Annotated in this window: 12 protein-coding genes; 3 read left to right on the plus strand and 9 right to left on the minus strand. The window is 47.1% G+C overall.

Features of this window, described 5'->3' with window-relative positions:
- The first annotated feature begins 81 nt into the window (after nt 1–81).
- The gene (locus tag ABD031_RS08940; protein ID WP_343850500.1) at nt 82–1545 is read left to right on the plus strand and encodes a sodium:solute symporter family protein; all 1464 of its coding nucleotides are present in this window, start codon (nt 82–84) and stop codon (nt 1543–1545) included.
- A gap of 282 nt (nt 1546–1827) precedes the next feature.
- Here the strand turns inward: ABD031_RS08940 and ABD031_RS08945 are convergent, their stop codons facing one another.
- The 4 genes from ABD031_RS08945 to ABD031_RS08960 all read right to left on the minus strand — a co-directional run bounded on the left by ABD031_RS08945 (nt 1828) and on the right by ABD031_RS08960 (nt 6320).
- Complete coding sequence (locus tag ABD031_RS08945; protein WP_343850502.1) at nt 1828–2511, minus strand: dioxygenase family protein; 684 nt, start codon at nt 2509–2511, stop codon at nt 1828–1830.
- Between the two features lie 126 nt (nt 2512–2637).
- A complete protein-coding gene (locus ABD031_RS08950; protein WP_343850504.1) occupies nt 2638–3915 on the minus strand; it encodes a serine hydrolase domain-containing protein in 1278 nt (425 codons plus the stop codon).
- Between the two features lie 311 nt (nt 3916–4226).
- Nucleotides 4227–5723, minus strand: a complete 1497-nt coding sequence (locus tag ABD031_RS08955; RefSeq protein ID WP_343850506.1) for a S1C family serine protease — start codon at nt 5721–5723, stop codon at nt 4227–4229.
- A 168-nt stretch (nt 5724–5891) separates the two neighbouring features.
- On the minus strand, nt 5892–6320 hold the full coding sequence (locus ABD031_RS08960) for an Hsp20/alpha crystallin family protein (RefSeq protein WP_343850508.1): 429 nt from the start codon (nt 6318–6320) through the stop codon (nt 5892–5894).
- Nucleotides 6321–6540: 220 nt separating this feature from the next.
- Between ABD031_RS08960 and ABD031_RS08965 the strand changes: the two genes are divergently transcribed.
- Nucleotides 6541–9087 carry a mechanosensitive ion channel family protein gene (locus tag ABD031_RS08965; RefSeq protein ID WP_343850510.1) on the plus strand — a complete coding sequence of 849 codons (2547 nt, stop codon included), beginning with the start codon at nt 6541–6543 and terminating at the stop codon, nt 9085–9087.
- Nucleotides 9088–9105: 18 nt separating this feature from the next.
- Here the strand turns inward: ABD031_RS08965 and ABD031_RS08970 are convergent, their stop codons facing one another.
- Entirely contained in the window at nt 9106–9297 is a 192-nt protein-coding gene (locus ABD031_RS08970; RefSeq protein ID WP_343850512.1) for a cold-shock protein, read from the minus strand.
- 89 nt (nt 9298–9386) lie between these two features.
- On the opposite strand from ABD031_RS08970, the gene ABD031_RS08975 reads away from it, so the two are divergent.
- Nucleotides 9387–9878 (plus strand): SixA phosphatase family protein, encoded by a 492-nt coding sequence (locus ABD031_RS08975; RefSeq protein WP_343850514.1) that lies wholly within the window; start codon nt 9387–9389, stop codon nt 9876–9878.
- Here the strand turns inward: ABD031_RS08975 and ABD031_RS08980 are convergent.
- The 4 genes from ABD031_RS08980 to ABD031_RS08995 form a co-directional block, all read right to left on the minus strand.
- Nucleotides 9875–10609, minus strand: coding sequence for an SDR family NAD(P)-dependent oxidoreductase (locus ABD031_RS08980; protein WP_343850516.1), 735 nt, complete (start codon nt 10607–10609; stop codon nt 9875–9877). The genes ABD031_RS08975 and ABD031_RS08980 overlap by 4 nt on opposite strands.
- 34 nt (nt 10610–10643) lie before the next feature.
- Complete coding sequence (gene hslU, locus ABD031_RS08985) at nt 10644–12041, minus strand: ATP-dependent protease ATPase subunit HslU (protein WP_343850518.1); 1398 nt, start codon at nt 12039–12041, stop codon at nt 10644–10646.
- A gap of 86 nt (nt 12042–12127) precedes the next feature.
- The gene (gene lon, locus ABD031_RS08990; RefSeq protein ID WP_343850520.1) at nt 12128–14608 is read right to left on the minus strand and encodes an endopeptidase La; all 2481 of its coding nucleotides are present in this window, start codon (nt 14606–14608) and stop codon (nt 12128–12130) included.
- A 123-nt stretch (nt 14609–14731) separates the two neighbouring features.
- The gene (locus ABD031_RS08995; RefSeq protein ID WP_343850522.1) at nt 14732–16789 is read right to left on the minus strand and encodes a Kelch repeat-containing protein; all 2058 of its coding nucleotides are present in this window, start codon (nt 16787–16789) and stop codon (nt 14732–14734) included.

The raw sequence follows: 16789 nt of genomic DNA on the forward strand, positions 1-16789 counted from the left end.
GCCGATTCCCGTGAGGTTTGTCGGCTTTGCGCCTTATATTGCTTTTTCTCATCCCCTTTATCACCAGACCCATTTAACCCCATGCCGATTCTAGATCTTGCCATTTTCCTGATTTACATGGTTGCAATTGTGGGTTTTGGGGTTTCGTTTTCCTTTCGTAAAAGATCTTCTTCTGACTACACCACCGGCGGAGGCAGGCTCCCAGCCTGGGCGATTGGGATGTCAATTTTCGCGACTTTTGTGAGCAGTATCAGTTTCTTGGCTTATCCAGGGAATGCCTACAGCTCCAACTGGAACGGTTTTGTGTTCAGTCTATCAATTCCTTTGGCAGGTTGGGTTGCGGTGAAATACTTTGTTCCATTATACCGAAGTCTAAAAAGTGAATCAGCCTATTTCTACCTAGAGCAGCGCTTCGGTCCTTGGGCAAGGACATACGCCTCCATTTGCTACCTGCTTACGCAATTGGCAAGAATGGGCGCAATTTTGTACTTGCTGGCTCTTCCGATGAATTCACTCTTGGGAATGAGCATCCCGTCCATTATCATCATTACCGGAATCAGTGTCATCATTTATTCGATGTGGGGCGGAATTGAGGCGGTCATTTGGACAGATGCTATCCAGGGCATCGTCCTAATCGGCGGCGCACTTGCCTGCATCTTGGTGATCTTCGCCGAGATCCCGGGCGGAGCTTCGGAGGTTTTCAGGATCGCCGGTGACGCAGACAAATTCAGCTTCGGGAGCTATGAGATGGACTTTACAACCTCGACATTTTGGATGATCTTGGTCTATGGATTGTTCATCAATCTTCAAAATTTTGGAATCGATCAGAGTTATGTGCAGCGCTACCTGACTGCCAAAACGGAGCAGGAAGCCAAGAAATCCACATGGTTGGGAAGCTTGCTTTTCGTACCTGTTTCTCTTCTATTCTTCTTTATCGGTTCGGCTTTGTTTGCCTTCTATCAAGCTCAGCCGGATCTCCTTCCGTCGGGTATGGCGGGTGACAAAGTATTTCCCCACTTCATCGTCAACCAGTTGCCAGTTGGATTTACCGGTTTGCTGATCGCCTCGATCTTTGCCGCAGGCATGAGCACGATTTCCACCAGCATCAACAGTTCCTCTACCGTCATCCTCTCGGATCACTTTCGCAAATACATTAACAAAGACCCTTCCGACAAGCTTTCCCTGCGGGTACTCAGATTGAGTGCCATGGGAATGGGACTGCTCGCGATCTTAGTCGGCTTGGCCTTCAATGGAGTCACCAGCGCACTCGATGCCTGGTGGGCACTTTCGTCCATCTTCAGCGGAGGTATCTTGGGACTTTTCTTGTTGGGTTTGCTTTCGAAAGCCAAAAATCCTCAAGCTATATTTGCTGTGATTTTGGGAGTCTTGGTGATCGGATGGATGAGTCTATCCACCATCATGGTTCAAAACGGACTTCCGGAGACTTTGGCAAATCCCCTTCACGCCAATATGGCGATCGTGATGGGCACCTTGACGATCTTCTTGGTCGGTTTTGGGCTGGCTTGGTTTGGGAAGAAAAAATAAGGTGCAGGATGCCGGGTGACCGATGAACTGGTAAGCAGTAAAATGTCCAATGCCGGATGTCCGGTGACCGACGAATTGGTAAGCGGTACGATTTGTAAGTGGCAAGTAGTGAAGAGCTGAAATTTACTGCTCGTCTTGATGCTCGCAGGGCGGCACTCCCCCTTCATTTCGAGTTTCATTTCGGGTTACAAATCGTTGTAAAAGGGGGTTAGGGGGATTTGACACCGGATATCGAAAATCGACTCCAGCTCTATTAATCACTCCGTAAATCGCTAATGGCAATTACCCGACAGTGAGCACTTTCTTCAGTGTATAGCCATCCCGAGGATTCCCAATCACCCCATCTGCCATATTCGCGGCGAGACTATTTCTGAATACGCCATCGGCTGCGTTTGGCGTATCTTCTTTCCCGGCATACCCGCGACTCGCATACACCGCTGCTGTGCTTTCTTCCGGAAAAGCTATTTGCGTACTTAGCACGATTTTATCATCCTTAAGTACATCCACATGAATGTGTGGGGCCCTTCCCGGATACCATCCCGGAAAAATGCTGATAAAGGAAACCTCCCCGTTTTCATCCGTGGTCTGCCGACCTCTCAGAAATGAGACCTTTGTGTAGTCTTTCTCCTGCATTCGCATTCCTCCATATTCAGAGTAGTTCCCCTCCGCGTCACAATGCCAAATATCGACTTGTGCACCCGTGATCGGCTGGCAGTTTGAGTTATGATCCTGGATTTTGAGATCGATTTGCAAGGCAATGCCCTGGCGGTCGGCAACGATATTGGCCCGCATCAGTTCCGCCGGAGACTTGATCGGAAAAGGCCCTCGGGTTTCTTTCGGTGACACCTCGCAAGCGAGAGTTCTTTCGCCGGCTTTACTGATAGAACCCTCTCCCGCCAGAACTGGCAGCGCGACTATCGAACCAAAACTGGTCAGGGTCTTTTTGAGAAAGTCACGTTTTTTCATGGTAAAGCGGATTATGGATAGTTAAAATATACTGAAATCCAGCACCTTATCCGATTTTTTTTAAAAAAGAAACTGCGCAAAGGATCTTTCCTTTGCGCAGCTCTAGTCTTGCATTATTAAATTCTTTCACTCAATCAGGCTAAACACCATCTGTCTAAACTTCCATCCCGTTTCGTCGCCATTTCCAGCTCCTGAGGTTTGCTTGAAGATCAAACCGATGGTGTTGGTTTTAGGATCGGCAAAGTACTGGGTGTTGAAATAACCACCCCAGTCGAACGTTCCCAAGCTGCCAATTCCCCCTTGAGCCACGCCCTTTTCAGCAACCAAGCCAAAGGCCAGCCCGTAATTCTTGCCTCCATCCCCCAGCAAATCTCCGACTTGATTGGTCATGATCGTCTTAATCGTCTGTGAGCTGAGGATTCGTCTGCCGTTGTAAATGCCTCCGTTAAGATACATCTGAAGGAATTTCGCGTAATCCGCGGTAGTGCTGGAAAGTCCCGCTCCTCCGGAAAAGAAAGATTTTGCGCCAGTCTTGGGATAAGCCGGATCGTAAAAAGTCACCGGATAGGAAGCCCATTTCCCATCCTTTCGGGTATGAACCGTCACCAGCCGAGGAGCTTGTGCATCACTCAAATAAAAACGTGTGTCGCTCATTCCAATCGGATCAAAAATCCGCGTTTTCAGAAACTCGTCAAACGGCATTCCGGACACGACCTCGATCAGGTAACCCAACACATCCAGACCTTCGCTATAGGTGAATTTTGCTCCCGGCTCATGATGCAGCGGAAGTGCGGCCAGGCGCTTGACGCTTTCTCCGATCTTGATGTTTTCGGTGGTGAATAGGTCAGTGACGCCAGCTTTGTGATAGATCATCTTCATCCGCTCATCTCCGTCGATCACACCATAGCCCAAACCAGAGGTATGGGTCAACAGGTGGCGAATAGTAATCTGCTTGGTGCTGGGTTTGGTATTGTACGTCGTGTCGGCATAGCGAAAGGTGCTCAGCACCTGCGGATCCGTGAACTCCGGAATGTACTTGGAGATCGGGTCGTCCAGTCTGATTTTTCCTTCTTCCCAAAGAATCATCACAGCGGTGGAAGTGATCGCCTTGGTCTGGGAAGCGATGCGGAAGATGGTGTTTTTCTCCATCTCTTTACCTGATTCTACGTCGGCCATACCCTTGGCGGAGTGATAGACGATCTTCCCATCTTTGACCACCATGGCGACCAAGCCGGGGATCTGCTCTTTTTGCAGGGCCTCTTCCAGCATGGCATCGAGCTTGGCAACTCGTTCTTGAGAAATGCCCGGAACAGGAGTTTTTCCTGGATCGGTGATGGTCTGCGAAAATGAGTATTGGCAGACCGAAAATAGGAGCGCTAGCCCGGCGATAAATCTTTTCTTCATGGAGAATATTAGGTTTAATGGCTTTCAAAATAGGAAAAATGGGACATTAAATTGGCACCGCCTAAGATCTTTGAATCAACGAAAAAAAACCTACCTGTTTGAAAAACCTTTGCGCCTCAGCGTCTTGGCTGGCTTAAGGACAATTTCTCCCAAAGACAAGATGCCGCAGAAAAAATCCCAAACCGGCAAAAATATAACCATGAACTTTGCGATGAAAATTCCAAATCCAGCTTCTGGAAAAGCCGGGCAACCCGGAACTAAAAAAAAGCCGGATCGCTCCGGCTTTTTCAATGTTTCTGTGAAAATCTATCTCAGTCCACTTCAAAATAATACTCTGTTCCATCAGGAAACATGCCTAGAATCACAATATCTTCTCCGGAATTTTCCTCGAGGAAATCGATCATCTCTTGCGCAGAGTTGATACGCGTTCTGCCGCTATCTGAGATGACTGAGGTAATGATGAACCCATTTCTGGCACCGGCTTTGCGCCAAGCCTCGTTGCTGTTCATCTTGATCACCGCTCCGCCGCTGATCTCCAGGTTCTCCTTAACCTGCTCTTTGACTTCTTCAAATTGAAGCCCATCGAACGTAAACGTCTTTGGTACCTCACGCTTTACGATATTCGTATCGCCAGCAAAATTTTTCAAAGTAGCTGAAGTTTTAACAGTTTTCCCGTCCCGGATATATTCCACGTCAATCTTGTCTCCAGGACGTTTCCGAGCTACTAATTCCTGTAGATTAGCCACATTAGTGACAGCTCTACCATCTATACCGATGATGATATCGCCCTCTTTCAAGCCTGCTTCTAGGCCAGCTGAGTTAGCATTGACTCCACCCACATACACGCCTTGCTCTACTGGGAAGGACTTATCAAGGTAATCTGCCAACTCAGGGCTCACATTTTGAATGCTCACGCCCAACAAGCCTCTTTGGACAGCCCCATGCTCCATAAGGTCATCCATTACTTTCTTCACCAGCGTGCTCGGCACTGCGAATGAATATCCGGAAAATGTGCCGGTTTGAGTTGCAATAGCGGTATTGATCCCGATGAGTTCTCCTGCAAGATTGACCAAAGCCCCTCCTGAGTTCCCTGGATTGACCACGGCATCCGTTTGCAAAAAGGATTCGATTTGAAGGTTGTTTTCAACACCTCGCAGGATTCCTATGTTTCTTGCTTTGGCAGAGATAATCCCTGCTGTCACCGTGGAATTCAAATTAAATGGGTTGCCGACAGCCAAGACCCACTCCCCGATGTTTGTCTTATCTGAGTCGCCAAACTTGACAAAAGGAAGATTATTGCCATCGATTTTCAGAAGTGCCAAATCCGTCGTAGGATCGGTTCCCACCAGGGTAGCCTCGTATCGCTTGTTGTTTTCAAGGGAGATTTCAATCCTAGAGGCACCTTCTACCACGTGATTGTTGGTCACGATGTAGCCATCTTTGGAGATGATCACCCCAGAGCCTGAGCTCATTGGCATCGAACCTCCCCGGCCTCTCTGCTCCTCGCTCGGATCCGGAAATCCGAAAAACTCCTGTACGGGATCCCGCTCCGATCTCGAAGCATAGCCAACCTGACTCCTCACGTGTACTACCGCAGGAGTCACCAGCTGTGCAGAGGCTACAAAATTTATTCCGTCGGGGATGGTAAAATCCTCACCCGAAAGAAGGTTAACAAAACTTGCTTGCTGTTTTTCGTCAAAGTTTCCGGCGTTTTGTGGTTTGACAAGAAAACTCACACCCGCCAGCGCTACTACACCACCTATAAATGCAGCGAGCAACATACCTAGAAAGAACTGTTTTTTGCTCATAATTTTTTCTGATTTTATGTTTCTGTCTTAAACCGTATTTGATGTATAGACTCAAAAGTATCCTGCAACGATTAATCCAATCTCTCAAATTAACAAGATTTAACCGCTTTTAGGAGGTTTTTGCTCAATACCCGTAAATAAAAAGAAGTGGGCGACCCCACTTCCAACTTATTTTATTTCGATCGTAGCTTTGCTGATCTTTTTCTCTTTTTTGGGAAGAACTAAGTTGAGCATCCCGTCCTGATAACTAGCTTCTACGCTTTCCTCGATCACATCCTCTGGTACAAAAAAGGAGCGTCGGAATGAACCGAACTGAGTCTCTAGGCTGTGAAAGTTTTTACCTTCCCTCTTTTCTTCCTGCTTACGTTCACCGGAGATAGTCAACTTGCGGTCTACCAAATCGATCTTGAAATCAGACTTTTTCATTCCCGGCAGGGCAAGTTGGATTTCGTAGGATTTCTCATCCTCCGCGATGTCCACCGCTGGATTGAATTGCTTCAGATTTGATTTCAAAGAGTCGTTAAACAAGGTGTCGAGCATCGCACTGAATGTCGCCGGAACCTGGTTTTCGAGATGATTGTGTCTTACAAATTTCATTTTGCTTGTGGTTTAATGTTCAATGTTTCCATTCCTGTAAAATCTATTCCAATAGCTTTTTTCAGCCTTTTTGTCTTGATTTTAATCTGTTCGTCGCAAAATCAAGACAAAACGTCCGAATAATCTGAATTTTTTGCCGGATTCCCTGTAATAAACGCCTTCGGAACACTTCCGACAATTCTAGATTTAATCCTTAATTTTATTCGCGTACACTGACCTGATGAAAAAGCATTTTTCGATCCTACTTTTCCTGGTGCTAGCCATTCCCGTTTTCGGCCAGGAACCCGTCCCTACTGAAAAAATTGACAGTCTCCTGACTTCACCCAAGGACAGCCTGATCTTTCTGGATTCCACATTTATTCAAACAGTGGAACCGGAAATTATCGCCGCACCCACTCTGGAAGACCTGATCAATAAGGGTAGGATCTATACACTACAGGCCAATGAGATCATGCTCGAGCTGGATGAGACCTTGGACACGACGCGATTTGCTGAGGAAATCCCCACAATGCAGCAAAGAATTGCTGACCTAAGCGATCGGGCAAAAAACCCCAACACCAAGTTCAACTTCCGCTATGTCAATGCGCTGCTGAGAATCATGTCTACCACTGAGGAAAACAACCGGGACTTGAACAAGATTCTACAATCACGCCTCGACAGACTGCAAAATCTGGACAGCATGTTGAGCAACATCAGAAAGGATAGTTTTTTCAAATACAAAATCCGGGACACACTACTTCTCCCGATGTATTCAGAAGAGATAGAGAACCTCAAAGAAAATATCCATAGTCTCGACAGCACGATCTACAGACAAGAGCTGCAGGCCGCTCGCTATCAATCAAAGCTCAGCTCCATTTCGATTGGCATCATGGAACTGAAGCGCTATGTGGAAACCAACAAGACGATTCTTGAAAAGAATATTCTAAAAAAAGAAATCAATTTCATTTGGGAATCCTACTCCATCCCTTCCCCAAAAAGCATCCTCGATATCACCCTGGACTCACTCAAGATCAACTACGTATTTCTCATAAGCTATCTCCGCTCTGAACCATTGGTCTTAGTCGTGGCAATTTTTATCCTATTCATCAGCTGTGTGCTGATCTATCGGCTGATGAAAAGCATCGAAAAAGACAAGGAATACGGGAAAATCATCTTGGGACGAGTACAATACTTGGCCAAGAGGCCTATCGCTTCCTCGATGGTGGCAATACTTCCGTTGGTGTTTTTCATGTTTGATACGGGCTCAATAGCACTGCTGACTTTTTTCATGTATCTGATGGTATTCTTTTCCTCCATTTTGATACACATGGCGTTTTCGATTCGTGTTTTTTTCAAATGGATCACGCTGGTAGGAGTGTTCTTGTTTTTTTCTATTAGCAACCTCTATTGGGAAATCGCCTATCAGGAACGAATCTATTTTCAGATCGGAAATATCCTATCACTGATCCTTCTGTGGCAAATCCCAAAAAGCTTCCAGTCTGGAGAAAATAAAGAAGTAAGCTTTCTCAACCGGCTTCGGGTTTTGACGATGGTTTTCCTTGTTTCGGGGATCATCGCCAATATCTTCGGCAGGTTTAGCCTCGCAAAAATCCTCAGCGTCGCCGGGGTGGTTGGCTTTGTCTACGCGATCGTGCTGTATTTTTTCATCAAAGTCATCATGGAGATCATCTATGTCGTAGTGGAAAACAAACGCGATGCAGACGCATTCACTTCCTACATCGATTTTCAGGGTATTCAGAAAAGAATCCGTGGCTTCTTCATGTTCGTAGCTATACTTTTTTGGGTACTGATATTTCTTCAAAATCTTGCCCTCAGCGACTACGTGTTCGATTTGCTGACAACCCTGCTCAATCAGGAAAGAACACTTGGATCCACCTCATTTACTTTTGGCAGCATCCTCTTGTTTGCCGCCTTGATCTACGTCTCCTCTATTCTCGCAAACAATATTGCTTACTTCGCTTCCCTAAAGGATCAGAAGCATTCCGGCAACCGAACCAAACGACTGGGAAGTTCCGTGCTATTGATCCGCTTAGCCGTCCTGATCGTTGGATTTGTAATCGCTGCTACCGCAGCGGAAATTCCACTAGACAAAGTCACCATCGTCCTGGGAGCACTCTCTGTAGGGATAGGTTTTGGCCTGCAAACCATCATCAACAATTTGGTCTCCGGAATCATCCTGGCTTTCGAAAGACCGATTCAGATCGGTGATGACATCGAGGTAGGCATGAATAGTGGACAGGTCAAAGAGGTCGGAATCCGGGCGAGCAAGATTCTGGCCTATGACGGTTCTGAAGTAGTAATTCCAAACGGCGACTTGCTGTCGCAAAGCCTGGTTAACTGGACGCTTTCGGATAAAAGGCGCCGGATCGAGCTGCTGATTGGCGTGGCCTACGACTCAGATATGGTGAAAGTAAAAGCTCTAATCGACGAAGTACTTCGGCAAGACAGAATCTTAACCAGCCCAACTCCGCGGGTTTTGATGCAAAATTTCAATGAGAGCTCTGTCGATTTCAGAGTGCTCTTTTGGATCGAATCTATGGATATGATGTTGGAGATGCGCAATGAAGTAATGATCGCCATCTTTCAGACTTTCAAGGAAAATGGGATAGAGATCCCGTTTCCAAAACGAGATCTGTACATCAAAAATCTCGCTGAAGAGATGTCGAAAGTTGATATACCGAAAATCGAGCGCTCCACTGAAGCCACTCCTAAAAAATCGGACAAAAAAAATCCTCCGAATCTGAATTCAGAGGATGATTTAAGCTAGTCTATTCGCTCGATTGGATTAGGCTCTCTTGACGTTAATGGCGTTGGGGCCATTTTTACCTTCTTTGATATCGAAGGTGACTTTGTCGTTTTGAACAACCTTGTCAACTAAACCAGTAGCGTGAACGAACACATCTCCTTGGGTTTGGTCATCAACGATAAATCCAAAACCTTTTGCTTCATTGTAAAATTTTACTGTTCCGGTAAACATAATAAATAGTGATAATTTGTAAGTGAAAGTGCATTAAAAGTAAATATTTGATTAAAAAAAACAAAAATAAACGCATATTCTATGGCGCTATGAAAAAAATAATTTTGGTAAGACATGCAAAGTCTGCTTGGGACGACCCTTCTCTCAGCGATCACGACCGCCCACTTGCAGAAAGAGGTTTGAAAGATGCTCCTAAAATGGCCAAACGACTCAAAAAACGGAGAATCCACGCTGACCTGCTTGTCAGCTCCTCAGCCATTAGGGCAAAAGAAACCGCCAAGATTACCGCAAAGGAATTAGACTACCCGAAAGAAAAAATTGTATTTGATAGCAGCTTGTTTCATGCCTCTCCACACTCCTTGTTGAAATACCTCCGTAGTCAAAATGATAACCACAACACGATCCTGATCTTTGGCCACAACCCTGGATTCAACGATTTGATCACATTTTTGGGTGGCGAGATCGACAATCTACCAACCGCAGGTCAGTTTGGTTTCAAGCTAAAATCAGAGCATTGGGCAGAACTGAAGCCTGAAAATGTGCAACCTTGGTTTTTAGACTATCCCAAGAAAGACGACTAATGCGCTTCGAAATTTCGGACGTCCTGAACGACGTCATTAAAGAGTTCAGGATTGCTCAGGAGATAGAAAATCTTCTCCGCAACTTCCTGAGGAGTGCTCAGCATTCCTTCACTTTTGAAATCCGTGAATCGCTCCAACGCAGGGAAATCTGATGGGTTGGCGGTTCGGATTTCCGCCTGCATCTCCGTATCCACTATTCCCGGAGCCAGGGAAAAAACCCGAAATCCTTTTTCCCGAAGATCCTCTGCTACGACCTTGGAATACATCTCCAGGCCGGCTTTACTACTGCAATATTCTGCCCACCCCGGCATCGGTTTGCGTGCGGCACCGGAACTGATGTTGCAAATGAGCCTCTCGGACTTCGAGTCTGAATAGGCTTTGACAAATGCATCTACCAGGATCATCGGAGCGACGGTATTCAGGCTCATGGCTTTCGCTATAGCCCTTGGTTCCAGCTTGCCCACCGGCTTGACCTCGCCTATCCAGCCTGCGTTGTTGATCAGGATTACTTTCTTAAACTCCCCTGCGGGAAAAATCTCTGGCAGCTTTGCTTCCAGGGCTTCGAGATCGCTCAAGTCTAGATTAACTTGTGTAAGGTTATCATTTCGCATATCCAAACCCGACCTCGAAACTGCCAGAATCTGGAAGTTTTCCTGTAATAGAAATCCTTCCAGAATGGCTTTACCAAGTCCCTTGGTATGCCCGGTGAGAATGAGGAGTGACTTTTTCACGGCATAAAAAAGGCACCGAAGTGCCAGATTAGTTTTACAAGATATACTGAGACAGATCCCGGTTTTTGACCAGTGGATTGAGTCGCTCAAGCACCATTTCATGTGTCACCATGATCTTGGAATTGGGCTCGATCACATCCGGCACCTCAAAGAGGAAGTCGTTGAGCAAGTGGCTCATCACGGTATGAAGTCTTCTGGCTCCGATATTTTCTACCTCCTGATTGATCAAAAAAGCAATTCGTGCGATCTCTTCAATCGCATCGTCGGTAAATTCCAACGAAACCTCCTCAGCCCCAAAGAGCGCCTGATACTGCTTAGTCAGCGCATTTTTAGGTTCGCGGAGAATCCTCGAAAAGTCCTCCTGACTCAGACTCTGCAGCTCCACTCTGATCGGGAATCGCCCCTGCAACTCAGGAATCAAATCAGACGGCTTGCTCACATGAAAAGCTCCGGCGGCTATGAACAGCACATGGTCGGTATTCACCACCCCATATTTCGTATTTACGGCAGATCCCTCCACGATAGGAAGCAAATCCCGCTGAACGCCCTCACGGCTCACATCCGGACCGCCACCACCTTTGCCTGACTTGGACGCAATCTTGTCAATCTCATCGATGAAGATGATCCCGTTGTTTTCGGCTAGTTTGATCGCCTCCTCTTTGACTTCATCAAAGTCAACCAACTTGGAAACCTCCTCGTCCAACAACACCTTCCTCGCTTCAGCGATACTCAGCTTTCGCTTTTTTGTTTTCTTCGGCATCATGCCCGAAATCATATCCTGCAATCCTGCCATGCTGGCATCATCCATCATCCCATTGCCGATCATTCCGATCCCTACAGAGGAGCTGGCTTTGACATTGATCTCGATCTTTCGATCGTCCAATTCACCGTTTCGAAGTTTTTCGCGGAAGCGGTCTCTTGTTTTCTCATTCAGTTCCGAGTCGGACTCTGGCTCAGTTTCGGAATCTATATTTACAGGAATCGCCCGCGTGAAACCTGCACTCTTCACTGGTGGAATCAGAATATCAAGGATAACCTCCTCGACCGATTCCGCCGCTTTGACTTTCACCGCTTCATTTTTAATCTCACTCACCAGGTGAACTGACTGCTCCACGAGGTCGCGAACCATGCTTTCTACATCCCGGCCGACGTAGCCGACTTCGGTAAATTTAGACGCCTCCACCTTGGTAAAAGGCGCATTGGCAATTTTCGCCAACCGGCGGGCAATCTCCGTCTTACCAACACCGGTACTGCCAATCAGCAAGATGTTGTTAGGGACAATGTCTTTTTGGATTTCGGAAGTCACCATCATCCGCCGGATGCGATTGCGGAGCGCAATGGCGACGTTTCGCTTGGCGTCTTTCTGTCCGATGATGTATTTATCCAGCTCCACGACGATCTGTCTGGGAGTAAGTGATTCGATAGGTTTCATAGGAAATGTTGTGGTCTAGTGAAATGGTTTGGTTTCCAAATGATTGAAAGGCTCCCCCGTTCTGGGTGAAAGCCATTTCCCAAGTATTATTCCTGAGCTGTCTTAGTCTCCGAAGAGAAGGTAAATTTCAGTGGGCGTGTCACCAAGGTATTGGTCAATGCGATATCCAAAACCTCCTGTACACGATCCACGAAATGAAATTCAACACCCTTGACGTACTGTGGATCGATCTCTTCGATGTCTCGAATGTTCTTTTTACAAAGGATAATCTCCTTGATCCCGGCTCTTCTTGCCGCAAGGATTTTCTCTTTGATCCCACCGACAGGCATGACCTTGCCGATCAGACTGATCTCGCCGGTCATGGCCACTTTGGCCTTCACTTTCCGCTGGGTATAGACGGAAGCCATCGCGGTCAGCATGGTGATACCCGCAGACGGCCCGTCCTTTGGCACCGCGCCGGCGGGCACGTGAACGTGCAAATCATATTGGTCAAAGACCCGATGGTCGATGCCCAAAGTTTCTGCTCTGGATTTCAGATAGGAAAGTGCCGTCATCGCGGACTCTTTCATTACGTCTCCCAATTGGCCGGAAAGTGTGAGCTTCCCGCGGCCTCTGCTCAGACTGGACTCGATGAACAGGATCTCTCCCCCCACACTCGTCCAAGCCAGACCAGTCACCACACCGGCGACGCTGTTGTCCTGGTAGATTTCTTTGTCAAAAATCTCACCACCCAAAATCCTCCGTACCGCTGCCGCATTGATTTTATGATCGTATTCCTCCTCCATCGCAATGGATTTGGCGATGTTTCGGATGACTTTACCAATGGCTCGTTCGAGACTTCGGACCCCGGATTCACGGGTGTAATCTTCGACAATCTTCACCAAAGCTGCTTTTTCAAAGGTAATGTCCTTGGCTTTTAGGCCATGTTCTTTACGCTGCTTAGGCACGAGGTGGCGCTTGGCAATTTCCAGCTTTTCCTCCTGGGTGTATCCGGTCACTTCGATGATCTCCATCCGGTCTCTCAACGCCGGCTGGATCGAATCCAACGAGTTGGCAGTGGCGATGAAGAGTACTTTGCTCAGGTCATATTCGACTTCGAGGTAGTTGTCAAGGAAAGTGCTGTTTTGCTCCGGATCGAGCACTTCCAGAAATGCGGAAGAAGGATCGCCTCTGAAATCGGAGGAAAGTTTGTCAATCTCATCCAGCACGTAGACCGGATTGGAGATCTTGACCTTCTTCATATTTTGGATAATCTTGCCCGGCATCGCCCCGACGTAGGTCTTGCGGTGTCCGCGGATCTCTGCTTCGTCGTGCAATCCGCCGAGCGACATTCGGATGTACTTTCTGCCCAAAGCTGCGGCAATCGACTTTCCGAGGGAAGTTTTCCCCACACCCGGAGGACCATAGAGGCAGAGGATAGGACCTTTGAGGTCATTTTTCAACTTCAATACCGCGAGGTATTCGATGATCCGGTCTTTGACTTTGTCCAGACCAAAATGGTCATTGTCCAGGATTGCCCTTGCATTTTTTAGATCAAAGTTATCCTGAGTAAACTCATTCCATGGCAAATCCACCAAGGTTTCGGCATAGTTGAGCGCGATGGGATATTCCGCTGCCGCAGGGTTTATGCGTAGGATTTTGTCGAGCTCTTTGTCAAAGTGCTTTTTCACCTCAGGAGACCAAAGCTTCAAATCTCCTCTTTCGCGGAGGTCTTCCACTTCCTTTTCAGGCCCTTCTTCTCCAAGTTCAGTCTGCAGGACTTTCATCTGCTGTCTTAGGAAGTAATCCCGCTGCTGCTGATCGATATCGGTATGGACTTTTTTGTGGATTTCAGATTTCAACTCCAGCATTTGGATGTCTTTCATCATGTACTCCAGCAGAAGCGTCGCGCGCTCTACACCATCGTTGATCTCCAGCAGACGCTGCTTGGATTCCACTGGCGAGTTGATATTGGATGAAAGAAAATGTGTCAGAAAGGGCGTGTTGTCAATATTGTCCAAGGCTACCTGAGCTTCGCGGGGGATCTCCGGATTGAGGTGAAGTATTTTGGTTGCTGCCTCTTTCAGAGATTCTTCCAGCGCCTTTATCTTCTTGGAGTTTTTGGGGAAATTTTCATCCAGATAATCCACCTTGGCCATGAAATATGGATCATCGGTAATCTGCTCACGGACTTTGAATCGTTTTTTTCCCTGAATGATGATCGTCGTATTGCCATCAGGCAGGACAATCATCTTGATGATCTTGGCCAAAGTGCCTACGGAATAGATGTCATCCCAGGCCGGATCGTCATTGTTTGGATTGATCTGTGCGCATACTCCGATCATCTTATCGCCCTTGTGGGCTTTTTTTACCAAGCGAATCGAGCGCTGCCTCCCAACCGTGATCGGGATGACTACGCCGGGAAAAAGGACGGTGTTGCGGACGGAAAGAATGGGGATTTCTTCTCCAAAGGCCTCTTTGCCCGGATCTTCTTCTTCCTCGTCGGTAATCAGCTGGATCAGATCGCCTTCGCCGGAATAGTCGCCAGTCATTAGGTTTTGGAAGAACGTATTTTCGAATTGATGCATATGGACAGGATGACAGCCAAGCTGTCAGTAATTAGCTAAAATAAGAGAAGAACCTTCTATTTACGAAGGTTCTTCCAATTAAGTCAAGGTCAATGCCAAAAGGGGATCGGGTCAAATTGGCAGTTACTGCTCCCGAAAGTAAAATGGATCGATCTGATGAATCAGATATTCGTTGTAGGCTGCGTAATAAATCTTTCCTTCTGAAAGGAAGAAAAATGGCGGCCCTGTGTACCCTCTGTCATACAGCGAAATCCCGGATATCGTCCTCTTGCGATAACTGTCCATGTCGATCTTGACGAGTGCTTCCCCGATGAAAACATACACCGCATCCCCTAGGGACATGGCCGAATAGCCATTGGTATATCCCAGATAAGGATACTTTGCCAATTCCGTCCAATCTTCCCGAGAAGGGTCAAACCGCATCAATCTGGTACCGTGGTAACCAGAATCATCCACCTCATTCACCAGTCCATACACCTGGCTTTTGTGAACGAAGGTATTCTCAAAATCCCAATAGTCTGAAATCGGGAATTTCTTGGCCCAAGTGCTCCAGGTCTGCGTAGCCAAATTAAACTTGTAGCCCTCCGTGACCTTGTGAACATCTACTTCATCTCTATAGAACCCACCTCCAAAATAGAGGTACCCGCCCGACACGAAAACAGCACGGGGAGTGGATGCCTTAGACGGAATGGCGGGTAGTTCCTGCAAAATCCCCGAATTCAAATTATAACTGTAGAATCTTCCGGGTGTGTCCGAGATCGTGTTTTCTTTGCCGGCGAAATACACTACATCCTGATGGATCACAGCAAAAGAGGAAGCGATGTTTCCCCGGTTGATATCGACCGCTTTCAAAATTCTGCCGGAATTATTTTTGGGATCCACTTCGGAGATTTTGCCATCGGCTAACCAAATCCCCTTATCCCGCCAAGTGACCGACCTGCCATCCGCAGCTGCATTGAAAGGAAATGAATGGGTCCGCAGGTAGGGCAGCATCGGCTCCGTGTTTTCTATCGTAGCGTAGTGGGAAGATTTGACTCCTCCATTGAACGCCCATACCTTGAAGAACCTTGGGCTCGGCACCACATCGATGTATACAGACACTTTTGCCTCATCGGAAGCCATCCCATCTACATAGAACTGCTGAGCCTCCTGTTCAACATCGGAAACAAAAACATTCGAGTAAGGCAAGGTTGCGTTGAAATTTGTCCCTTTGATCAGAAGATGGTGATAGATTGATCCGATCTTCAAGTGTTGATTTGGCTCTATCTCAGTCGGCTCGATTCGTACGCTTCCGTCTACTTCGTAGCTCCTACCTCGCATATACACTTGGAATGAGGGCTCAAGCGTCCCAAAATTAGCGAGCGCCTTAAACACGATCAGCGTATCCGAGTTACTGACAAGCTCCGTATGATAATTGGGATATCGAATTGTCAAATTTGGGTCTCGCAAATACCTGCCCTTGATGCTGAAGTTTTCCTCGTATTTAGACTCCCTGTCCGCAGCATAGAAAACGGGGGCATAAAATTGAAGGTCAGAGTTTAATTCCAGCCTTTTATCCAGAATTTTGATCGACAGCACAAGCTTACCATCGTAGTCAAAAGGATATCCAAACCCCATCTCGTCGGGTATGATAATCTTAAAGCTATTTTTGGCCAAATCCGTTACTCTTGCTTCAGCGCCATTAATTTTGATTTCATAGTGGCTCTGGTCAGTGCTTAACCGATCCCCAAACACCGTCAGGGTGTCCCCATAGTAAACTTCAGGCCCACCCTCAATTCTTTCGAAAACGAAGCCTTCTACCCCCAGACTCGTGAAAGCCATAGGTTCGGAATACACAATCGACTGTTCTGTCTTGATGAATGCGACTACGTAGTATATCTGCCCCTTGCTCATGGAGTGGTCTCCGGTCAATTTGAAGGAGTTTTCAGGCCTGCCTACCAATTTTATCACTTCCCCCTTCCCGATTCTTGGCTCAGCGCCCTTGCTGTACACAAAGCCATATTCCAGAATCTCCTCCGACCCAAAGTCATAGACATTTGCCACAAACTCGGCTCCTTTTGCATTGATATCCTGCACATAAGCCACACTGAACCTCGGATTGCTTCGAGGCGCAACCTCATCCTCTCCGCAGGAAATCATCGTCCAGGCCGCTAAAACCTTTATAAGTATCCGTCTGATCAT

Source organism: Algoriphagus jejuensis, assembly GCF_039523455.1.
Lineage (GTDB): Bacteria > Bacteroidota > Bacteroidia > Cytophagales > Cyclobacteriaceae > Algoriphagus > Algoriphagus jejuensis.

Excerpts from the sequence above, each read along its gene's own strand:
- ABD031_RS08940 (WP_343850500.1), top strand. The coding sequence starts at position 82 with ATGCCGATTCTAGATCTTGCCATTTTCCTGATTTACATGGTTGCAATT.
- ABD031_RS08945 (WP_343850502.1), bottom strand. The coding sequence starts at position 2,511 with ATGAAAAAACGTGACTTTCTCAAAAAGACCCTGACCAGTTTTGGTTCG.
- ABD031_RS08950 (WP_343850504.1), bottom strand. The coding sequence starts at position 3,915 with ATGAAGAAAAGATTTATCGCCGGGCTAGCGCTCCTATTTTCGGTCTGC.
- ABD031_RS08955 (WP_343850506.1), bottom strand. The coding sequence starts at position 5,723 with ATGAGCAAAAAACAGTTCTTTCTAGGTATGTTGCTCGCTGCATTTATA.
- ABD031_RS08960 (WP_343850508.1), bottom strand. The coding sequence starts at position 6,320 with ATGAAATTTGTAAGACACAATCATCTCGAAAACCAGGTTCCGGCGACA.
- ABD031_RS08965 (WP_343850510.1), top strand. The coding sequence starts at position 6,541 with ATGAAAAAGCATTTTTCGATCCTACTTTTCCTGGTGCTAGCCATTCCC.
- ABD031_RS08970 (WP_343850512.1), bottom strand. The coding sequence starts at position 9,297 with ATGTTTACCGGAACAGTAAAATTTTACAATGAAGCAAAAGGTTTTGGA.
- ABD031_RS08975 (WP_343850514.1), top strand. The coding sequence starts at position 9,387 with ATGAAAAAAATAATTTTGGTAAGACATGCAAAGTCTGCTTGGGACGAC.
- hslU (WP_343850518.1), bottom strand. The coding sequence starts at position 12,041 with ATGAAACCTATCGAATCACTTACTCCCAGACAGATCGTCGTGGAGCTG.
- lon (WP_343850520.1), bottom strand. The coding sequence starts at position 14,608 with ATGCATCAATTCGAAAATACGTTCTTCCAAAACCTAATGACTGGCGAC.
- ABD031_RS08995 (WP_343850522.1), bottom strand. The coding sequence starts at position 16,789 with ATGATCAGACGGATACTTATAAAGGTTTTAGCGGCCTGGACGATGATT.